This window comes from Borrelia crocidurae (assembly GCF_000825665.2).
Taxonomy (GTDB): Bacteria; Spirochaetota; Spirochaetia; order Borreliales; family Borreliaceae; genus Borrelia; species Borrelia duttonii.
The window spans coordinates 717,648-737,654 of the sequence record NZ_LN609267.1; the positions used below are offsets into that span (position 1 = coordinate 717,648).

Annotated in this window: 16 protein-coding genes, 1 tRNA gene and 1 pseudogene; 13 read left to right on the forward strand and 5 right to left on the reverse strand. The window is 29.1% G+C overall.

What is annotated here, in order from left to right; genetic code table 11:
- Together BN1173_RS04665 and BN1173_RS03460 are read right to left on the reverse strand one after the other, a co-directional pair.
- A pseudogene (locus tag BN1173_RS04665) lies at window positions 1-257 on the reverse strand (hypothetical protein); the annotation flags it as partial.
- Entirely contained in the window at window positions 254-916 is a 663-nt protein-coding gene (locus tag BN1173_RS03460; RefSeq protein WP_040236648.1) for an HAD family hydrolase, read from the reverse strand. The pseudogene BN1173_RS04665 and the gene BN1173_RS03460, both read right to left, overlap by 4 nt.
- Before the next feature lie 207 nt (window positions 917-1,123).
- On the opposite strand from BN1173_RS03460, the gene BN1173_RS03465 reads away from it, so the two are divergent.
- The 5 genes from BN1173_RS03465 (at window position 1,124) to BN1173_RS03485 (ending at window position 9,072) form a co-directional block, all read left to right on the forward strand.
- Window positions 1,124-2,707, forward strand: a complete 1,584-nt coding sequence (locus BN1173_RS03465; RefSeq protein ID WP_040236649.1) for an ABC transporter ATP-binding protein — start codon at window positions 1,124-1,126, stop codon at window positions 2,705-2,707.
- Window positions 2,708-2,710: 3 nt separating this feature from the next.
- Window positions 2,711-3,859 carry an ABC transporter permease gene (locus BN1173_RS03470; protein ID WP_040236650.1) on the forward strand — a complete coding sequence of 383 codons (1,149 nt, stop codon included), beginning with the start codon at window positions 2,711-2,713 and terminating at the stop codon, window positions 3,857-3,859.
- Window positions 3,831-4,757 (forward strand): ABC transporter permease, encoded by a 927-nt coding sequence (locus tag BN1173_RS03475; protein WP_040236651.1) that lies wholly within the window; start codon window positions 3,831-3,833, stop codon window positions 4,755-4,757. The genes BN1173_RS03470 and BN1173_RS03475 overlap by 29 nt, the downstream gene beginning before the upstream one ends.
- Before the next feature lie 167 nt (window positions 4,758-4,924).
- Window positions 4,925-7,135 (forward strand): methyl-accepting chemotaxis protein, encoded by a 2,211-nt coding sequence (locus BN1173_RS03480; protein WP_040236652.1) that lies wholly within the window; start codon window positions 4,925-4,927, stop codon window positions 7,133-7,135.
- 29 nt (window positions 7,136-7,164) lie between these two features.
- Window positions 7,165-9,072, forward strand: coding sequence for a methyl-accepting chemotaxis protein (locus BN1173_RS03485; RefSeq protein ID WP_040236653.1), 1,908 nt, complete (start codon window positions 7,165-7,167; stop codon window positions 9,070-9,072).
- A 55-nt stretch (window positions 9,073-9,127) separates the two neighbouring features.
- Here the strand turns inward: BN1173_RS03485 and mnmA are convergent, their stop codons facing one another.
- The gene (mnmA, locus tag BN1173_RS03490) at window positions 9,128-10,192 is read right to left on the reverse strand and encodes a tRNA 2-thiouridine(34) synthase MnmA (protein ID WP_040236655.1); all 1,065 of its coding nucleotides are present in this window, start codon (window positions 10,190-10,192) and stop codon (window positions 9,128-9,130) included.
- A 100-nt stretch (window positions 10,193-10,292) separates the two neighbouring features.
- On the opposite strand from mnmA, the gene BN1173_RS03495 reads away from it, so the two are divergent.
- The 6 genes from BN1173_RS03495 to mvk are packed head-to-tail and all read left to right on the forward strand — an operon-like array spanning window position 10,293 to window position 16,570.
- Complete coding sequence (locus tag BN1173_RS03495) at window positions 10,293-11,516, forward strand: hydroxymethylglutaryl-CoA synthase (RefSeq protein ID WP_040236656.1); 1,224 nt, start codon at window positions 10,293-10,295, stop codon at window positions 11,514-11,516.
- Window positions 11,500-12,564: a type 2 isopentenyl-diphosphate Delta-isomerase gene (fni, locus tag BN1173_RS03500; RefSeq protein ID WP_014696507.1), complete on the forward strand. Its 1,065-nt coding sequence runs from the start codon at window positions 11,500-11,502 to the stop codon at window positions 12,562-12,564. Before BN1173_RS03495 ends, fni begins: the two co-directional genes overlap by 17 nt.
- A complete protein-coding gene (locus BN1173_RS03505; RefSeq protein ID WP_040236658.1) occupies window positions 12,554-13,804 on the forward strand; it encodes a hydroxymethylglutaryl-CoA reductase, degradative in 1,251 nt (416 codons plus the stop codon). The genes fni and BN1173_RS03505 overlap by 11 nt, the downstream gene beginning before the upstream one ends.
- Window position 13,805: 1 nt before the next feature.
- The gene (mvaD, locus tag BN1173_RS03510; RefSeq protein WP_040236660.1) at window positions 13,806-14,747 is read left to right on the forward strand and encodes a diphosphomevalonate decarboxylase; all 942 of its coding nucleotides are present in this window, start codon (window positions 13,806-13,808) and stop codon (window positions 14,745-14,747) included.
- Window positions 14,735-15,676 (forward strand): GHMP family kinase ATP-binding protein, encoded by a 942-nt coding sequence (locus BN1173_RS03515; RefSeq protein ID WP_040236662.1) that lies wholly within the window; start codon window positions 14,735-14,737, stop codon window positions 15,674-15,676. Before mvaD ends, BN1173_RS03515 begins: the two co-directional genes overlap by 13 nt.
- Window positions 15,677-16,570: a mevalonate kinase gene (mvk, locus tag BN1173_RS03520; protein WP_040236665.1), complete on the forward strand. Its 894-nt coding sequence runs from the start codon at window positions 15,677-15,679 to the stop codon at window positions 16,568-16,570.
- A 135-nt stretch (window positions 16,571-16,705) separates the two neighbouring features.
- Here mvk and BN1173_RS03525 read toward each other — a convergent pair.
- Both BN1173_RS03525 and BN1173_RS03530 read right to left on the reverse strand, forming a co-directional pair.
- Window positions 16,706-16,779 (reverse strand) — tRNA-Val (locus BN1173_RS03525).
- Window positions 16,780-16,821: 42 nt separating this feature from the next.
- Entirely contained in the window at window positions 16,822-17,274 is a 453-nt protein-coding gene (locus BN1173_RS03530; protein WP_040236667.1) for a CAP domain-containing protein, read from the reverse strand.
- Between the two features lie 69 nt (window positions 17,275-17,343).
- Here BN1173_RS03530 and BN1173_RS03535 point away from each other — a divergent pair, with 69 nt between their 5' ends.
- A complete protein-coding gene (locus BN1173_RS03535; protein WP_025400902.1) occupies window positions 17,344-17,847 on the forward strand; it encodes a Dps family protein in 504 nt (167 codons plus the stop codon).
- 145 nt (window positions 17,848-17,992) lie between these two features.
- The gene (gene fusA, locus BN1173_RS03540) at window positions 17,993-20,002 is read left to right on the forward strand and encodes an elongation factor G (protein ID WP_040236669.1); all 2,010 of its coding nucleotides are present in this window, start codon (window positions 17,993-17,995) and stop codon (window positions 20,000-20,002) included.
- Window positions 20,003-20,007: the final 5 nt, after the last annotated feature.

Here is a 20,007-nt window from a genome sequence, read left to right on the forward strand (position 1 = left end):
ACAATATTTAGATCAATAGATTCAATATTTGATAAGATAATAGGACTAATTATTATGTTTGTTTTTTCCTTAACGTATTGAATTAGTGAATCTGTGTCAAATTTAAAATTTTCATTTATAAATGTTGAAATGGTTTTTTTATTATCTTCTATGTATTTGATTATTTCAACTTCTTTTTCAAAAACCGACAATCCTTTTATACTTTCATGATTAAATAAGTAGTGGTAAAGATGTGGAAAATATATTTTTAGGTTCATTTGAGTATGTCTAAAAGTTCAAATGGATCATTTAATATGTATTTTGCTCCGTTTTCTTTTAATTCCTGTATTGTTCTAAATCCCCATGAGACTCCTATGGGCAAAAAACCAGCATTTTGAGCAGTTAACATATCAATGTCACTATCACCAATATATGCTATTTCTTGTGGCATAAGATTGAGTTCTATAATCATATCAAGGGCATTTTCAGGATCTGGTTTTGCTTCGAATTTTGATGAGTAACCTCTGACTTCAAAAAATTTGATATCTTTAAATATGTCTTTTGTGATTATTAGTAATTCTTCATGGTTTTTATTACTTAAAATTCCAATAGGGATTTTAAGTGAGTTTAGTTTTTTCAAAAGTTCTGGTATTCCATCATATGTTTTTGTGTGAAAATATAAATTTTGATTGTATGCTTTTACAAATTCTTGATAAAGATTGTCATTAAGGTGCTTGTCATTTAGATTAATATTGAGATGTTTTAAGGTGTTTTCTATTAATTTTGAATATCCTTTTCCAACTAGAGTATTAAATTCTTCTGTTTTAATTTCTCTATATCCTAATTTTTTTAAAGCAAAGTTCATTGATGATGCAATATCCATAATGCTGTTTATTAAAGTTCCATCCATGTCAAAAATGCAAGCTTTGATTTTCATATTGTAAATCCCCTTGAAAGTCATATATCATTTGCTTCATTTTATCATTATTTCTATTTTTTGTTTATTTTATTATAGTATTTATAATATTTTACATTATTTTTGTTTTTTTTCTAAAGATTCCTTGAAAATATTTGTTTTTAGTTTTATTATGTCTGGCTAGGGTGTAAATAATGTTATTTAATTTCTTTAAAATTTAGGTTATCTTTGATGCAAAATATATTGGTTTTAGATAAAGTTACTAAATTGTATGGCGACTTTGTTGCTAATGATAATGTTTGTATCAATTTTAAAAAGGGAGAGATACATGCAATTCTTGGTGAGAATGGTGCTGGCAAGACCACTTTAATGAAAATTATTTATGGAATTTACAGACCTGATGGCGGACAAATTTTTTTAAGAGGGCGTGAACTTAAATTGAAAGATTCAAGTGAGTCTATTCGTAGTGGTATTGGTATGGTGTTTCAACATTTTATGCTAATTCCTAAATTTACCGCAGTTCAAAATATTATTTTAGGATATGAAGATTCAAAATTTGGGTTTGTTAATTATGATCGTGTAAAAAAAAAAATAATTCAGCTTTCTGAAAAACATGGTTTAAAAATAGATATTGATAAGCCTGTTGAAGATTTAAGCATTGGAATGAGACAAAAAATAGAAATACTCAAAGTTCTCTATAGAAATGCAGATATTATTATTTTTGACGAACCTACGGCAGTACTTACTCCTAATGAAATAAATGAATTTATGAATGTGTTAAAGATATTGGCTATTGAAGGATATACTGTAATACTTATTACACATAAAATAAAGGAAATAAAATCTGTGGCACAAAGATGTACAGTTATGAGTCTTGGGAGAGTTGTTGGAACTTTTGATGTTGCTACTACTAGTGAGGTAGTATTTACTAAATTGATGATAGGTAAAAATACCTTTCTTGATATGTCTAGGAGACAGAGTATTAATTATACAAATGTTCTTGAAATTAAAAATTTAAAAGTTAAAGATGAGCGAGGTGTTTTAAGAGTTAAAAACATTAGTTTTGACCTTAGAGAGGGTGAGATTTTTGGGATAGCTGGGGTTGAAGGAAGTGGTCAAGAAGAGTTGATTGATGCTATTATTGGCATTAGATCTATTTTTAGTGGAGATATAATTAAGAAAGTTGATAATAAATTTGAATCAATAAAAGGTCTTACTGTTAAACAAATAATAGATAAAAAAATAGGTCATATTCCATCTGATAGGCAAAAACACGGACTTATTTTAGATTTTAATATTTTACAAAATATTGCTATTAAGAGTTTTGATGATGTTAAGTATTTAAAAATGAAAGGTAATGATATAGAAAGTGGTAAAATAAAGTTTAAATTTTTAAATACTCTAAAGAAGCAATTTGTTAATTTTAATTTTTCTGTTCTTAAGAAAATAAGCGAACAACTTGTGATTACATTTGATATTAGGCCAAGAGATATCTTGCGTAAAGTTAAAAATCTATCTGGAGGTAATCAACAAAAAGTAATTATTGCACGTGAGATTAATTTGAAACCCGAGATTCTATTAGCAGTGCAACCGACAAGAGGACTTGATATAGGTGCGATTGAAAATATTTATGAAAAAATTATTGAACAAAGGAATGCAGGAATGACTGTTCTTCTTGTATCTCTTGAACTTGATGAACTTATTCGTGTTTGTGATAGAATAGCTGTAATGTATGATGGTAAAATTATAGGTGTTTTGGAAGATAATTTTGATGCAAATATTATTAGTAAAATGATGATGGGTACAGGTTAAATTATGATTAATAATTCTAGATTTAGAGAAGTCATTATAACATTTATAAGTTCTCCAATGTTTATTAATTTTTTTTCATTTTTTTTAGGAATTTTAATTGTTGGTTTAGTAGTGTTAGTTCTTGGATATTCTCCTTTGAAAATGTATTTTATAATGATAGAGGTTATTTTTTTGTCTCCCAAACATTTAGGATATATTATAAGTTATGCTACGCCTTTAATTTTTACGGGGCTTTCAATTGGCATTGCATTAAAAGTTGGACTTTTTAATATTGGTGTTGAGGGTCAATTTATGCTTGGTTCAATTGCAGCTTTAATAGGTGGAATTTTTTTTGAGTTTTTTCCTTTATTACATGTGATTGTTGTTTTATTTTTTGCATCCTTAGTATCGGGAATTTTGGGTGTTTTAATTGGGTATTTGAAAATCAAGTTTAATATAAATGAAGTGATTACAGGAATAATGTTTAATTGGATTTTATTTCATATAAATAATCTAATTATAGATTTACCCGTTATTAAAAAAGGTGATAGTGATTTATCCAAGCCAATTCGAGAAAGCGCTTTTATTGATTTTTTTGGTTCTTGGAAACTTTCATCTGAAGGACTTTCTTATAGAGGAGAACATCCATTTATTAATGATTTGTTAAAAGCACCTCTTAATTTTGGAATAATTATTGGCATTGTTGTTGCTATTTTAATGTGGGTTTTATTGAATAGAACGATGCTTGGATTTAAAATAAGTTCTATAGGATGTAATATTTTGGCGTCTTATCGTGTGGGAATTGATATTAAGAAGGTTTTGATGTTTGTTATGTTTCTTGCAGGTGCTCTTTCTGGTCTTGCAGGTGCTATACAAGTTATGGGTGTAAATAAGGGAATATTTAAACTTTCTTATATGGAGGGAACTGGTTTTAATGGTATAGCCGTTGCTTTAATAGGTAATAATTCTCCAATAGGGATAATCTTTTCAAGTGTTTTATTCTCAATTTTAATTTATGGTAGTAGCAGAGTTCAAAGTTTAATGGGTCTTTCTTCTTCAATTGTATCCCTAATGATAGGGATAGTGGTGCTTGTGATTTCTGCTAGTCATTTTTTAAGAAAGATATTTTTGGAGGCAATTAAAGGTGTTAAACGCACTAATATTTCTAATTAGTGAAACTCTTGTGAATTCTCAGACTTTGATTTTGGCTGGGCTTGGTGGACTTATAAGTGAGAAAAGCGGAGTAGTTAATGTTGGCATTGAGGGTACAATGGCCCTTGGTGCATTTGTTGGTGCTACAATTGCATATTGTTATGGTAGTCCTTTATTTGCAATTTTTGCTGGGGGTTTATCAGGTCTCCTTCTTTCACTTTTACATGCTATTTTCACTATTTTTCTTAAATCAGATCAGGTAATAACTGGAATGGCTATTAACTTTTTAGGGCCGTCTATTGCTATGTTATTTGGGACTTTGATTTTTGGTTCTTCATCAACTCCTCCAATAGATGTTAAGTTACCTATACTTTTTGATGGGGTTTTGGATAAGAAGTCTATTATATTTCAAATTTTTGGAAAAAGATATTCACTCTATATTGCAATAATGTGTGTCATTGTTTTTTATATAATGTTTAAATATACTAAGATTGGACTTAGAATTAAGGCTAGTGGTGAGGCCCCAGAGGTTTTAAAATCTCTTGGAGTTAATGTTGTTATGATTAGATTTTTTTGTGTTTTATTTAGTGGTTTATTTGCAGGGGTTGCTGGGGCAGTTCTATCGACTGTCATTGCTTCAAGTTATATGCAGGGAATTGTTGGTGGGCAAGGTTTTATTGCTATTGTTATGGTGATTTTTGGAAATTGGCAACCTTTTGGAATTTTAATGGGTAGTTTTTTATTTTCTTTTATAAGGACTCTAGTTGTTATGACATCTCAAATTTCTTTTTTTTCTGTAGTTATTCCTCTTAAAATATTAATTATTTTACCGTATATTGTTGTAATTTTAAGTCTTGTGTTTTTTGCAAACAATAATTATGCTCCTCAAGCTCTGGGTTTACCTTGTCGAGAAGATTGATTTTTATTCTGATTTTTTTTAATATACATTTGGAATTGGTGTAAGATTTGTTTATGAATTATGTTTTTTGATATAGAGTATATGAGGAGTGTCTATTTATTCTTATATTTGTAAGTTTATTGTTTGTTAAATTAATTGACTGAAGGATTAATTTACGAGGTAGTTTTATGTTAAAAGTTAAGTACAAATTTGTTGGATATTTATTCTTATGCTTGTTGTTGGTAATATTGTTTTTTTCTTTGATTTTTAAGTTTATTTTGGGTAATTATTTAGAACGTTATTATAAGCAATTAACAAGAGCTCAAGTAAGACGAGCTGCTTTTTCTGTACAATCTTTATTAGATACATTTTATATTATAATTGATGGTGCTAGTTCTAATTTGGCTCTTGAGACTATGGATGAATATTCAGTAGTTAAGAATGGTGGACATATGTTTTCAGAGATGGAAATAGATAGGTTTAGAGAAAATTCTAAAATAGTTCTTGATACTGTAAAGTTTGATAAAAAATATCGTAGTCGTTTATACAATATATTGTGGGATTTAAAACTTGATACTTTTTATGAAGATTTTGCATTTCTTGATTTCGAAGGTAATATAATTGTCACTACAAGATATGAAAATAATTCAGATTTTGCTCAATCTGAGTCACATACAGAGTATTTTAAAAGAGCTGTTGAAGGTTATAATAAAGATAAATTAGATTTTGTTGGTTGGTATACTTCTCTTAATGAGGGTATAGCAGGAGAAGTTGCTGTTAGGTCTTACTATAAGGATAAAAAGGCTTCTGCTATAGTTGTTCCTGTACATTCGGCAGAAGATAAGGTGTTTCTTGGCTATTTAGTAGGTTATTTACTTGATGATTGTATAAGAGAGCAATTAGATAGATCTAGGTTTGGATTTTATAATAGAGGAAATTTAGCTTATTTTGATTCACAAAATTATCTTGTGAATCCTCTAATAGAGTATGATGAGAGTTTTAAAGTTAGTGATTCTTTTATTAGTCTTTTAAAGAGTACGTTAGCTCATCCCCCTAGAAAAGCGGAAGTTGCGACTGAAACATCAGTTTATGAAATTCAAAGAGCTTTTTTGCCAGAGATGGGATTGTATAATTATTATGCTATTTTACCTATTAGCAGTGAACTTGGAACTAATAGTGGGGTTCTTCTTGCTAGAATTCCTTATGAAGATATTTACGGTGTTGTTAACAGTTTGGCCTTTAAATTTATTGCGTGTTCTATTTTAGGACTTATTATATTGATTATCATTCTTTCGGTAAAAATAGAGTCAATTATTGTTTTTAGATTAAATGTGTTTATTAATTTAGTAAAAAGAATGCTTAAAGGAAATTTAGATAAAACTTGTATTATTGCTGATGATGGATATTATGATGAACTTAGTTTGCTTGGTGTGCAAATTATCAAAATGAAAAATGCTATTGCAGATGCTATTACAAGTGTTCTTAAAAATATTGATTATGTTAATAAGGCAAGTATTGAAGTTGCAAATTCAAGTCAAGGTTTAAGTTCTAGTGCATTGCAACAGGCTTCAACACTTGAAGAAATGTCAGCTAATATAGAACAAATATCAGATGGGGTTAAGATGAGCGCTGATAGTTCCCAAGAGACAGAAAGAATAGCTTTAGTTACTAATCAAAATGCCCACGTAGGTGGTGAGGCTGTTGAAGAATCTGTTGTGGCTATGCAATCTATTGTTGAGAAGGTTAGTGTTATTGAAGAGATAGCTAGAAAGACTAACTTGCTTGCTTTAAATGCAGCAATTGAGGCTGCAAGGGCTGGAGAGGAAGGTAAAGGATTTGCTGTTGTAGCAAGTGAGATTAGAAAGCTTGCTGATCTTAGTAAAGAATCTGCTCTTGAAATTGGTGAATTAGTTGAAGAAAATTCTAGACTAGCAACGGAGGCGGGGATGATATTTCGAGATATGTTGCCTGATATAGAAAAGACTACTGATCTTGTGAAGAAAATTTCTGAAGGTAGTTATAAACAGAATGAACAAATTATGCAGTTTAAGGTGGCTCTTGATCAGGTTGGTGAGGTAGTACAAGCTTCTGCATCAAGCAGTGAGGAGCTTTCAAGTATGGCTGATAGGATGCTTGAGAAAGCTAAAGAACTTAGAGAAGTAATATCTTTTTTCAAGACTGATGATTCTGGTAAATTTGAAGTTGATGATGATTTGATGAATGAAAATTTTGCTCCTATAAATGTTAAGACTAGTTCAGGTATAGGCAATAAAGCAAATGGTGTGCGTGATGATTTAAGTATGAATTATAAGTCTATTAATAAAAGGGTAGATCCTAAGAAAGCTATTGATGTTGTTGATAAGGATTTAGATTTTGATGATGATTTTTCAGATTTTTAAAACTTATTTTTATAAGGGGTAGTTGTTATATGAAACTGAAGCTAAGAGTTAGGATATTACTTATTGTTAGTATGCTTATAGCAATTTTTATTTCTGTATTATTTATTGGATTTGGAATGTTAATTAATTCAAGTTTGGTAGCGCAACAATTGGATCTTATGCAAAATCTTATTGGCAATGTTAAAAATTCACTAACTAGTTATTTGTATTCAATGGAGGAGCGGGTAAAAGTTACTTCGATGTATTTGGATTCTGTAGAAAGGTTTGAATCTATTGCTAGAAGTAAACCTAAAAGAATAGAGGCTATTTTAGATCAAATTGAGATTTTAGTTAAAACAGGTAGGGGTAGTAACTTAATGATAACCGATAAGTTAGGTAAAATAATATTTACTACTGCTGTTAAAGATAATAGTGATTATGGTGTTTCTGTTGCAGATAAAGAATATTTTATTAAATTGCAAACTGCTAGTTATATGTATAATTCTTCTGTTTTATTGGCGGATTCTGGCTCGATTGAAGAAGTGTTAATGAAAGATATTTCTCAAATGAAAAATGAATCAGGACAAATTCCTTATTTATTGATAGGTGTTCCTTTAAGAGATAATGTTACCAATGATATTTTTGGATATTTTATGATCTTTTATGCTTTTGATTATCTTTATAATTCGTTTAAAGGTATTCGTTTTGGAACATTAAATAGTGGTCGTGCTATGGTATTTGATGAGACAGGTTCGTTTCTTATTCATCATAAGTGGTCTCCTGGTAATAATTTTGTGAAGTCTAATATTTATTATGAGCGTGTATTTAAGAATTGTTATGAAGATTTAATACAAAAAAATAAAGAAATTAGTTTTGGTCGTTATGTTGATCCTCATGACGATGAGTATATTGGATTTGCTCAAAGGATAAAATGTAAATTGTCTGGTGTTTCATTTATAGTGTATTTGAGAGCTAATAGGGCAGATTTTTATTATATGCCTAAACTTACTACTTTCATTTTGAGTATAGGCTTTGTAATTACTTTAATTGTTCTTGGTTTTGTTACTATTTATCTTGTAGGTAGGCTTAGTTCTGCTTTAAATGGAATTTTAAATTATTCTGAAAAACTTGCTTCTGGAGATTTTACAATTACAGGTCATTCTTTAAGGTGGGATACTGAAGAAATTCATGAATTATATGATGATTTGGGACTTTTGAGAGAGAATTTTTCGTCTATTGCTAAAGTAATTAATGAGAATCTTGATTATCTTTATGAAAATGCAATTCAAATAGCGAATGCAAGTCAGAATTTAAGTTCTGGTGCGGTTGAACAAGCTTCTACATTGGAGGAAATGACAGCAAATATTGAACAAATATCGCAAGGTGTTACTGAGAATACCTATAATGCATCTACTACCGAGAGTATTGCTGTTAATACTAATGAGAAAACTAAGGAAGGGTATCAGTCTGTTACTAAAGCCATTCAAGCTATGGAAATTATTACAGATAAAATAAGTATTATTGATGAGATAACAAGACAAACTAATTTACTTGCTTTAAATGCTTCTATTGAAGCCGCTAGAGTTGGAGATAAGGGTAAGGGATTTGAAGTTGTTGCTGCTGAAGTAAGAAAGCTTGCTGATCAAAGTAAGGAGTCTGCTAGAGAAATTATTGATATTGCAAATAAGAGTTTAACTATTGCAAGTAAAGCAGGTAATAACTTTAAGCAAATCGTTCCTGGAATGGAAGAAACTGCTGGGCTTGTTAAAAATATTACTCGTGAAAGTTCTAATCAGAGTAATCAAATTGTACAATTTAAAAATGCAATAGAACAAGTTAGTCAATTGGTTCAAACAACAGCATCAAGTAGTGAAAATCTTTCAGCAATGTCGGAAAGAATGTTAGAGAGTGTTAAACATTTAAAAGATTCTGTTGATTATTTTAAGATTGATCAATAAACCTATAGAAATAAATGATTACTATAGGTTTAATTTGATATTAAAATATATCTTTCTATATTAATGTTTTAAGGATTTTGGCTCCACCAAGGCATTCATCTTCTTTATAAAAGATGCAAAATTGGCCTGGTGAAATTCCATAGTCTTTTTCTTCTAGGTTAACCCTTATAATTTCATCTTTTAGTGTTTCTATTTTGCATTTTATTTTTTTTTCTCCATGTCTTATTTTGGCGCTTAAGTTGTCATTTTTTAGTGGTTTATTGATCCAATTTGTTTTGTGAACTAAAAATTGTTCTTTACCTTGTTTTAGGTAATTTATATTGTTTGAAATATAAATTATGTTATTTTGAACATCTTTGTCTGTTACAAACCATGGTCCGTGACTAAGTTTAATACCTTTTCTTTGTCCAATTGTGAAAAACCAATATCCATTATGTGTTCCAAGTATTTTTCCAGTCTCTTGTTCAATTATATTACCTTTAAGTTCTCCTAAATGATATTTTATAAATTCGTTATATTTGATTTTTCCAAGGAAGCAGATTCCTTGGCTATCTTTTCTATTTTTATTTGGCAAATCTATTTCATGTGCTATTTGTCTTATTTCACTTTTTAATAAATCACCCAATGGAAAATGTAATTTGGATATTTGTTTTTTAGAGAGATGAGAGAGAAAGTAACTTTGATCTTTTATTTTGTCTTTTGCTTGTTTTAATGTATAGGAATTATTTTTATTTTCTATTTTGGCATAGTGGCCTGTTACAATTAAATCATATTTTTCATTTATTTTTTCAAAAAATGCACCAAATTTAATTCTTTGATTACAAAATATATCTGGGCTTGGTGTATTTCCCATTTTTAATTCTTCAATGGCATAAGTTACTACTCTATTGTAGTATTCTTCTTGTAAATTAATAATTTCATACGGTACATTGAATTTTTTACATACAGAATCTACGTAAGTTATATCTTCTTTCCAAGGACATTCTCCTATATAGGAAAGTTCGTCCTCAAGCCAAATTTTTAGATAATAACATTTTATATTCTTATATCCTTTTTGTATCATTGTATAAAGAGCTACGGAGCTGTCTACTCCACCGGATAGAAGTATTGCTATTTTCATAATTTATTTCTCCTCTTAGCATATCATATTGAACTTTGATATTTTTATGATCTATAGTATAAATTACTTGGTAATCATTTTTTAAATTGGAGGACAATTGATGAAAGTTGGTATTAGTGATATTAGAGTTTTTTTGCCTTTAAATTGTTTAGATTTTCGTGTTCTTTTAGATAATTCATTGTACAATTCTGATGAAAATTTTTTTGCTAAATTTAATAGAGCCATTGATGCGACTCTTCAGAAGGCATTTAGGTTTACAGGTACTAATGAAGACAGTGTTACAATGGCAAGTGCTGCTGTTAAAATGATTTTTGATAATAATGATCTTGATTTAAATAATATGAGAATATTTTTGGGTGGAACTGAAACGGGAGTAGATCATTCAAAATCAATATCATCGTATGTTTATGGGGCTTTAAAGTTGGCTGGGATTAATTTAGAGAATAATTTTTTAACTTTTCAAGCTCAGCATGCTTGTGCAGGGACTGCACTTTCTTTGCATAGTGCTTCAAGTATTTTAAGTCATTTAAATGGATCTGAATATGGAATAGTATTTTCTAGTGATATTGCGCATTATAATAATCTTACTACAGCAGAAATTACTCAAGGTGCTGGTGCTGCAGCAGTTTTAATTGAGAAAAATCCAAAAGTTTTATCTATTAATTTGTCTGAATTTGGAGTTTATACTGATGATGTTGATGATTTCTTTAGGCCATTTGGAAGTCTTGAGGCTAAAGTGAAGGGGCGTTATTCTATTGATTGTTATAATAAGGCAAATGAAGAGGCTTTAGCCGATTTTGCGCATAAGAAAAATATGAGTATTAAAGATTTATTTTCTAAGTATAGATTTATTTTGCATGTTCCTTTTGCAAAAATGCCTATAGATTCTATGCATTATGTTTTAAAGAAATATTATAGTGAAGATGAATCTGAGAGAAATGCTTATTTAGAATCAATAGACTTTTATGATTCTGTTGAAGCTTCTAAGGAAGTTGGAAATTTATATACAGGATCAATATTTTTGTCTTTAATGTCTTATTTAAAGCGAGTATTTGAAAAAAAGGATATTAGTGGAGAGAGTATACTTTTTTGTTCGTATGGATCTGGAAATATTATGGTTATTTATGAACTTACTGTTGAAGAGAATGCTCATTGTGTGATTAAGACTTGGGATATTGATAAATTACTTTCAGTAAGGCACAATGCAAATTTTGATGAATATCGAAATTTTTTTGAAAATAAAATTATTCCACATGAGTCACAAGGTTTTTATTTAAAAGAAATTAGGGAAGATGGATATCGAATTTATGGGTATCGAGCCTAATATATTAAATAATAAGAGACAACAAATTGAAATTTGTTTACAAAGGGAGAATGTTAATAAAAGTGATAATCTTTTAAATTTTGTTAATGTAAAACATGATGCACTTAGTGAGCTTGATTTTTGTGAGATAGATACGCATGAGAGTTTATTTGGTTATGATATTGCTATGCCTATTTTTATATCATCAATGACAGGAGGAGTGAGAGAAGGTAATAAATTGAATAAATCTCTTGTTAAGATTGCAAATGATATTGGTATTCCTATGGGTCTTGGCTCTTTTAAGCTTATATTTAAATATCCTGAGTATATTAAAGATTTTTCATTAAAGAAATATGCTGATAATATTCCTTTATTTTCTAATATAGGTGTTGTTCAGTTAAGAGAATTTGGTGTTTTTGAAATAATTGAAATGAATAAGAGATTGGAGGTTGATGCTGTAGTTTTGCATTTAAATTCTGGTCAAGAATTGATGAATTCTAAAGGTGGGAGAAATTTTAAAGGAATTAAGGACACAATTGCTAAGTTTTGTTCTGTGTCCAATTTGCCGGTCATTGTTAAAGAAACCGGTTTTGGAATATCACCTGATTCTGTTATTAGCTTGTTAGAGCTTGGGGTTTCTTATGTTGATCTTGCTGGTAGTGGTGGTACTAATTGGGTTTTAGTTGAAGGTATTAAAGAAAAAAATTTAGATATTGCATCTTGTTTTGCTAATTGGGGCATATCTTCGGTTTTGACATTGCTTAGTATTGATGAGTCTTTTAAAGATAAGATTTTTGCATCAGGAGGATATGAAACAGGGATGGATATTGCAAAAGGCATTGCTCTTGGGGCTCAATTAGTAGGAGTTGCAGCGGCTGTTTTGAGGGTTTTTTATTCGGGAGGTGAAGAGGCTTTATATAAACTTTTTAAAGACTATGAATATGTCTTAAAGATGTCTATGCTTTTAAGTAATAGTCAGAATTTGGCACAGTTTAGAACAAATAAATATTTTTTAAGTTATCCATTGATGCTTAATATTAAGAGTTTTAAAGATTGTTATGAAACTTAGTGATGATTTTAGAAATAAAAGTATTTTAGATAAAAAACGAGAGATAAAGGATCTTTTAAAATTAAATTTTGATGATTTTTTTTATGATTCTATTGATGAGAATTTTTTGTCTCATATGATAGAGAATTATATTGGTTATCTATCTTTGCCTGTTGGTATTGTTAAAAATTTAAAAGTAAATGATAAATATTATAGTGTACCTATTGCTACGGAAGAACCATCTGTTATTGCTGCATTGAATTTTGCAGCTAAAATTCTTGAAACTGCAAATTTAAGTTATTCTGTGGGCGAAGTATTAGGTATTGCTCAAGTTTATATAAGCACAGATAAAGATTTAAGTGATATTCTTCTTGGTTTTCATGAAAAAATAGATCTTTGGTCTAAATCTCTCTTAAAAAACATGGAACTTAGGGGTGGAGGTTTTAGAAGACTTTCTACTAAATTTATTGAAGAGATTGGTATTCAAAAATTAAATATTTACATAGATGTTTGTGATGTTATGGGTTCAAATTTATTAAATTCAGTAGCTGAAAAAGTGGCCCATAATATTAATTTAGAATTTGGGTATAAATGTGTATTGAAAATTTTGAGTAATGATTCTAATGATTTTTCGGTAAAGGCCAATTTTAAGTTAAATATTAATAATTTGCTTAAGAATAATGAAGAATCTTTGACTTTAGCGCATAATATTTCTCTTATTTCAAAGATAGGATTTTTTGAAGAAGAGCGTGCTATTACTAATAATAAAGGTATTATGAATGGTATAACAGGTTTATGTGTCGCTACACTTAATGATACAAGGGCTCTTGAGGCAAGCATACATAAATTTGCCTCAAGAAGTGGTAGATACTTACCTCTTAGTAAATTCTATGTTTTTGATGAAAATTTGGTGGGCGAAATAGAATTACCTTTACAAGTTGGAGTTAAAGGAGGTTCAGTTGGTTCTCATGAGGCATCTATGTTAAGCTTTAAAATTATGGGTATTGATTGCAAAAAGGAGTTTATGGGGATTCTTGCTTGTGTTGGACTTTCAAGCAATTTTGCAGCTTTAAGGGCACTTGCTTTTGATGGAATTCAAAGGGGACATATGAGATTGCATGTTAATAAAATTTTATATCTTCTTGAAAGAGATTATAATGTGTCTAGTGATGAGAGAGAAAAGATATTATTGAATATGAATGAAAATGGAATTTATTCTATTGATTTTGCATTGAAATTTTTAAATGATTTGAGAGCTTAGTGTGAAAGTTAAATGTAAGGTGAATGCTAGTCTGGCTTTAATTAAATATTGGGGAAAGAGAGATAGATTTTTAAATACTCCTGCTACTTCGAGTATTGCTGTTAGCGTTGATAAATTTTATTCTATAACTGAACTTGTATTGTCATCTAGAGATGAAATAGTTCTGAATTCAAAATCTGTTGTTTTACAAGATAGAGAAAAAAAATTTTTCAATTATGCAAGAAAAATATTAAATAAATTAGATATTGGATTTAAGATAGTTAGTGAAAATAATTTTCCAACATCAGCAGGACTTGCAAGCTCAAGTTCTGGTTTTGCGTCTATTGCTGCTTGTATTTTAAAATATTTTGATCAGTTTTCTTATCAAAAAGCCTCAGAGCTTGCAAGAATAGGTTCAGCTTCAGCTTCAAGAGCTATTTATGGTGGATTTACTTTTTTAAAGGAAGGAGCTTTAAATGCATTTCAATGTAATAATTACAATTGTTTTAATGAGTTATGCATTATATTTGCTATAGTTGATGGGCAAGAAAAAGAAATTTCTTCAAGAACTGCCATGGAGCTTTGTAAGCAAGAAAGGTTTTATTGGGATGCTTGGATTAAATCTAGTCAAAGTATCTTTAAGGAAGCTTTATATTTTTTTTTAATAGGAGATTTTAATGAATTTGGTTTGAGAGTTATCAAAAGTTATCAGTGTATGTTTGCTTTAATGTTATCATCTTCTATTATTTATTTCAAAGATAGTACTATAAATTTGATAAAATATGTGGCTGAGTTGAGAAGAGAAGGTTTTTCTGTTTTTGAAACTATGGATGCTGGGCCACAAGTTAAGATATTGTGTTTAAAGAAAGATTTGAATTTGATTTTGCCCAAACTTACTAAAAATTTTAAAGATGTTGATTTTGTTGTTTCAGGGATTGGAAGTGGTTTGGAATGGATACGATAAATTTTTCAGTGCCTGGTAATTTGCTTTTAATGGGTGAATATTCGATTTTAGAAGAAAATGGTTTTGGTCTTGCAATTGCAATTGACGAGAGAGCTTATTTTTCTTTTAAACAAAGTGATAAATGGCGTTTTTTTTCTAAAAGAACTAAAATTGATAATTTTACTTTAATAGAAAGTAATGATGATTTTATTTTTAAAATGTTTAGCTATTTAAAGTATTGCTATTTTAATAATCTAGAAGCTTTTCCTTTTGATGTTTATGTTGATACAAGTAATTTTTTTTTGGATAATGGTGTTAAGAAAGGATTTGGCTCGAGTGCTGTTGTTGCTGTTGGGATTGTATATGGAATTTATTTAATTTTAAATGGTGATAAAAATTTTATTAAAGATAAAATTTTTATGTATTGCCTTGAAGCTTACAGATATGCTCAAGGAGGTATGGGTAGTGGGTATGATATTGCTACCAGTCTTTTTGGCGGTGTTGTTATGTTTAAGGGAGGCAATTCCCCGAAATATGAGCTTTTGGATAAAATATGTTTTGACAATTTTTATCTAATGAAAGGCCCAGGTCCCATTAAGACTACTAATGCTATAATTAGATATAATGGATATAGAGATTCGTTATTGAGTTTTATGAGAGATGTTAATATTGTAATGGAGAATATTATTTTAAATGTTAGTAATTCTGCTAATTGTTTACTGTCTAGTTTAAAGTTGGCAAGAAATATAGGATTAGAAATTGGAAAAAGAATAGGAATTTCTGCTGAATTACCTTTAAATCTTTCTTATCTTAAAGATGAATGTACTCTGATTAAGGCTTTGGGTGCTGGAAATGAAACTTTTTTAGTTTATAATCCAAACTTTGAAGTTTTCAAACAATTTGATATTGAACCTATAAATCTAGATTTATATGGTGTTAAATTTCATTAGATGTTTGTAATAAAAAAATCTTCCAAAATATTATTTTTAGGTGAACATAGTGCTGTTTATGGATTTCCAGTAATTGGTGCTACGATACCTTTTTATATGTATTTAGTTTATACTTTTTCTACTGATTGGAGATATTTGGGGGAACCTTCTTTAAAAATAGATGAAATAATATCCTTTATTAATAGAAACTTTAGTAAAGTTAGACCTATTGAATTTTTAATATTTTCTCAAATTCCAGTTGGCTTGGGATTTGGCTCTTCTGCCAGTCTTAGTTTATGTTTTGCTGAATATATTGTAAGTCATGATGAATATAATGCTTATGATAAGATTTTATTGGCAAGAGAAATTGAAAATATTTTTCATGGTAAATCTTCTGGTATGGATATTTTACTTGTTGAATTAAATGGGACTTTTTATCTGGAGAATAAAAATGGTATTTTCAGTTATAAAAAAATAGAATTTTGTAATTTTTATTTTTTGGTTGGTGCTGTCAAAAGGGAATGTGAAACAAGTAAAATAATATCTGATTTGAATTATAAAATTTCTGTTGAGAATAGCCAATTTGATATTATTGGAAGGCTTGGTTATATTGTTGAGGATTCTTATGCTGCTTTTAAGAAACAAGATATTGATTTGTTAGCAAATAATGTTAATATTGCCAATAATTATTTAGATTCTTTAGGATTGTCTTCAAATATACTTGATTACATAATAGCGAGGGGCAGGGAATTTAAGGCTATTGCTGGAAAATTGAGTGGTGCTGGTAGAGGAGGGGCTTTTATTTTACTTTTTAAAGATAAAAATGAAGCTATGTTTTGTTTAGAAAAATTGGATAAGGATTTAAAGGAAAATAATATTAATTTAATTTTTAAACTTCACTTATTTAGGTTTTAGCTTTTATGATTTAAGATATGGAGTTGTTAACTAAATGATTTCTATAAGCCATTTAACTAAAAGTCTTGATTTTAATCGATAAAATATCTAAACATCATACTTAAAATTAAATTAAGGGGACTAACATAATAATTTTGGGTTCAGAGGGATTCGAACCCCCGACTTCCTGCTTGTAAGGCAGGCGCTCTGACCACCTGAGCTATAAACCCTTTAGTATCAATAGAAATTATATAAGATAAACTTGATTTATGTCAAATTTTTTTACATTTTTCTCCAAAAAGAACCACAAATATATTTTTATTATCTTTTGTGCGTAATACATATCCACCTATTTTGCTTGTATCCTTATTTATTAGGGCTTCTTTGTGTTTTGGACTTTGAAGCCATGCATCCGTTACATCTTGAACTTCCATTTTTGCTGCTAAAATTTCTCTTATTCTGCAAAAATTTTTATCATATTTGCTTACTCGTTGCATTGGAGTTGTTCCAAATAGTGTATGTGTTAATACGTCATTTTTATCTAAATTTATTGCATATTCTTTTGCTACAGTTTCAAGGGTTTGATCTATCTCTAGTTTTTTTAAATTTAAATTATCTCTTAATTTATGAATATCTGAGTAAAGAAAAGCTAAGTCTTTATTGGTGCCTATTAGTGCACATTGACTTGTGAGGAATAAAATAATGATAGGAATTTTTTTTTGCATAATAAACCTACTTATACTAAAATGATATAATTATAACATATATGTAATTATATAAAATAGGAGGATAATTTGGAAAATCATTTAGGTCATTTAGAAAAAGAAAATTCAGATAAAATTCATTTAGCACTTCAGGAGTTGTTAGCGGGTTTACATATTTTTTATGCTAATTTAAGAGGTATTCATTGGAATATTAAAGATATTAATTTTTTTGTGATACATAAAGAGACAGAAAAACTTTATGATTATGTTGCAGAGGTTATTGACATCATAGCTGAGCGCTCTAGAGGACTTGGATATGATTCTGAATTTAGATGTTCTGAATTTATGAAGAAGTCGTTTATTAAAGAAATTAGTTTAGATGTAAGTTCAAGTTTGATACCTTCAATTAAGAATATTATTTGTAATTTAGGTGATATTATTAAGAATATGTCTAAGACAAGATGTTTTATTGATAGTACTTCTGATTATGGGACAGCTAATATTTTAGATGATATTATTGTTTCTTTTGAAAAGTATTTATGGATGTACAAGTCTTTATTGAATGGTTGTGCATGTGTATGTAATAATGAATAACATTGTAGTTAAAGACATTGATCATATGTTATGATGAAAATAATTTTTAATAATTATTTTTGTATGTCTTAGTTAGTCGTTAAATTATTATTTAATTGAATAAAGCTATAGCACGATCTATAGCTTTTTAGTGTTTGAGGGCTTTATGGAAATTAGGAACATTGGAATTATGGCACATATTGATGCTGGAAAAACTACTACTACAGAGAGAATTATATATTATACTGGTAAAACTCATAAGATAGGTAATGTTGATTCTGGAAATACTGTTACTGATTGGATGACTCAAGAACAAGACAGAGGTATTACAATTAGTTCTGCTGCTATTACTTGTTATTGGAAAAATTATCAAATAAATATTATTGATACTCCTGGACATGTTGATTTTACGGCTGAAGTTGAGAGGTCGCTTCGTGTTCTTGATGGAGGTATTGTAGTATTTAGTGCTGTTGATGGAATTCAAGCACAAACTGAAACAGTTTGGAAACAGGCATCAAAGTATGGTATTCCAAGGCTTGCTTATATTAATAAAATGGATCGTGTAGGAGCTAATTTTTTTAAAGTCATTGAGGATATAGAAAGTAAGTTTGGGATAGTTCCAGTTATTTTGCAAATTCCAATTGGAAGTGAGAGTTCGTTTGAAGGCGTTATAGATATCATTCGTAATAAAGAATTACATTTTGAATTTAGAGATGGTAAACCTGTTGTTATTGAGGATGTGGTTCGTGAAGAATTTGTTGAGAATGTTGAGATCTTTAGGGAAAAGTTAATAAATTCTCTTAGTAATTTTAGTGAAAAGATTACTGAACTTTTTCTTGAATATTTTGTTGTTGATGAGTCTGTTATAATTGAAGAAATTCGAAGATGTACCATTGAGGGTTTTGTTATTCCTGTTTTGATGGGTACTAGTCTTAAAAATATTGGTATAGAACCTTTAATAGATGCTATTGTGGATTATCTTCCAAATCCTTTTGAAAAAAAAATTAATGCTCATTCTTTAAAAACAAATAGAAATATATTACTTGATCCTAGAGAAGATAAAAAATTGTCTGCACTTGTGTTTAAGGTTCAATATTTTAGTGCAATTGCTGCCCATCTTTATTTTATTAGGGTATATTCAGGAGAACTGAATTCATCTAAAAAAGTTTTTAATGTTGCTAAAAATAAACGTGAAAAATTTACAAGGATTTTTCGGGTTTTTTCAAACAAGAATGAACAGATTGATAAAGTTAAGGCAGGTGATATTGGAGCAGTTATTGGACTTAAATATTCTATAACAGGTGATACTCTTGTTGAAGAGGGGAATGATATTATTCTTGAATCTTTAGTATTCCCAGAGCCAGTTGTTTTGATATCTATTGAACCTGAGAGAGCATCTGATGATACTAGACTTAAAGAGGTTCTTGAGATTATTGCTAAAGAGGATCCTACTTTTAGTTATAGGGAAGATAAAGAAACGGGACAATTATTGATATCTGGAATGGGTGAATTACATCTTGAGATTATTATTATGCGTATTAGAGATGATTTTAAACTTAATGTTTATACGGGTAAACCTCAAGTAAGTTATAGAGAAAGTTTAAGTGTAACAGTTGATGATGTATTTGAATTTGTTAATATGTTTTCTGGCAAAGAGATTAATTTAAAAATAGGAATGATTTTGAGTCCCTTATCAAGAGGTGAAGGAAATAAAATTGAGTTTGAGTGTGATATTGAACCTTTATTTAAAGCTGCTATATCCAGAGGTATTACTTCTTCTTTCTCGAGTGGTATTATTGGTTATCCGGTTATTGATACTTCAGTTAAGATTGTTTCATTAAATTATGATAAAGTTAAAATTAGTGAATCTGCCATAGAATCAATATCTGGATTTGCATTTAATGAGTTTTTCAGAAGAGCAAGTCCTATCAAACTTGAACCTATTATGATGTTAGAAATTAGGACTCCTATTGAATATACAGGGGATGTTGTCTCTACATTAAATGCTGTTGGGGGGATGATTCATTCTATTAGTAATATTGATGACTATGAAATAATACGTGCAGAGGCAGCTTTTGCGAAGCTTTTTGGATATACTTCTATTTTTAGAAGTTCTACTAAAGGTAGAGGAGTTTTTACTATGGAATTTTTATATTTTAAAGAAAAAGTAGAGTGATATTT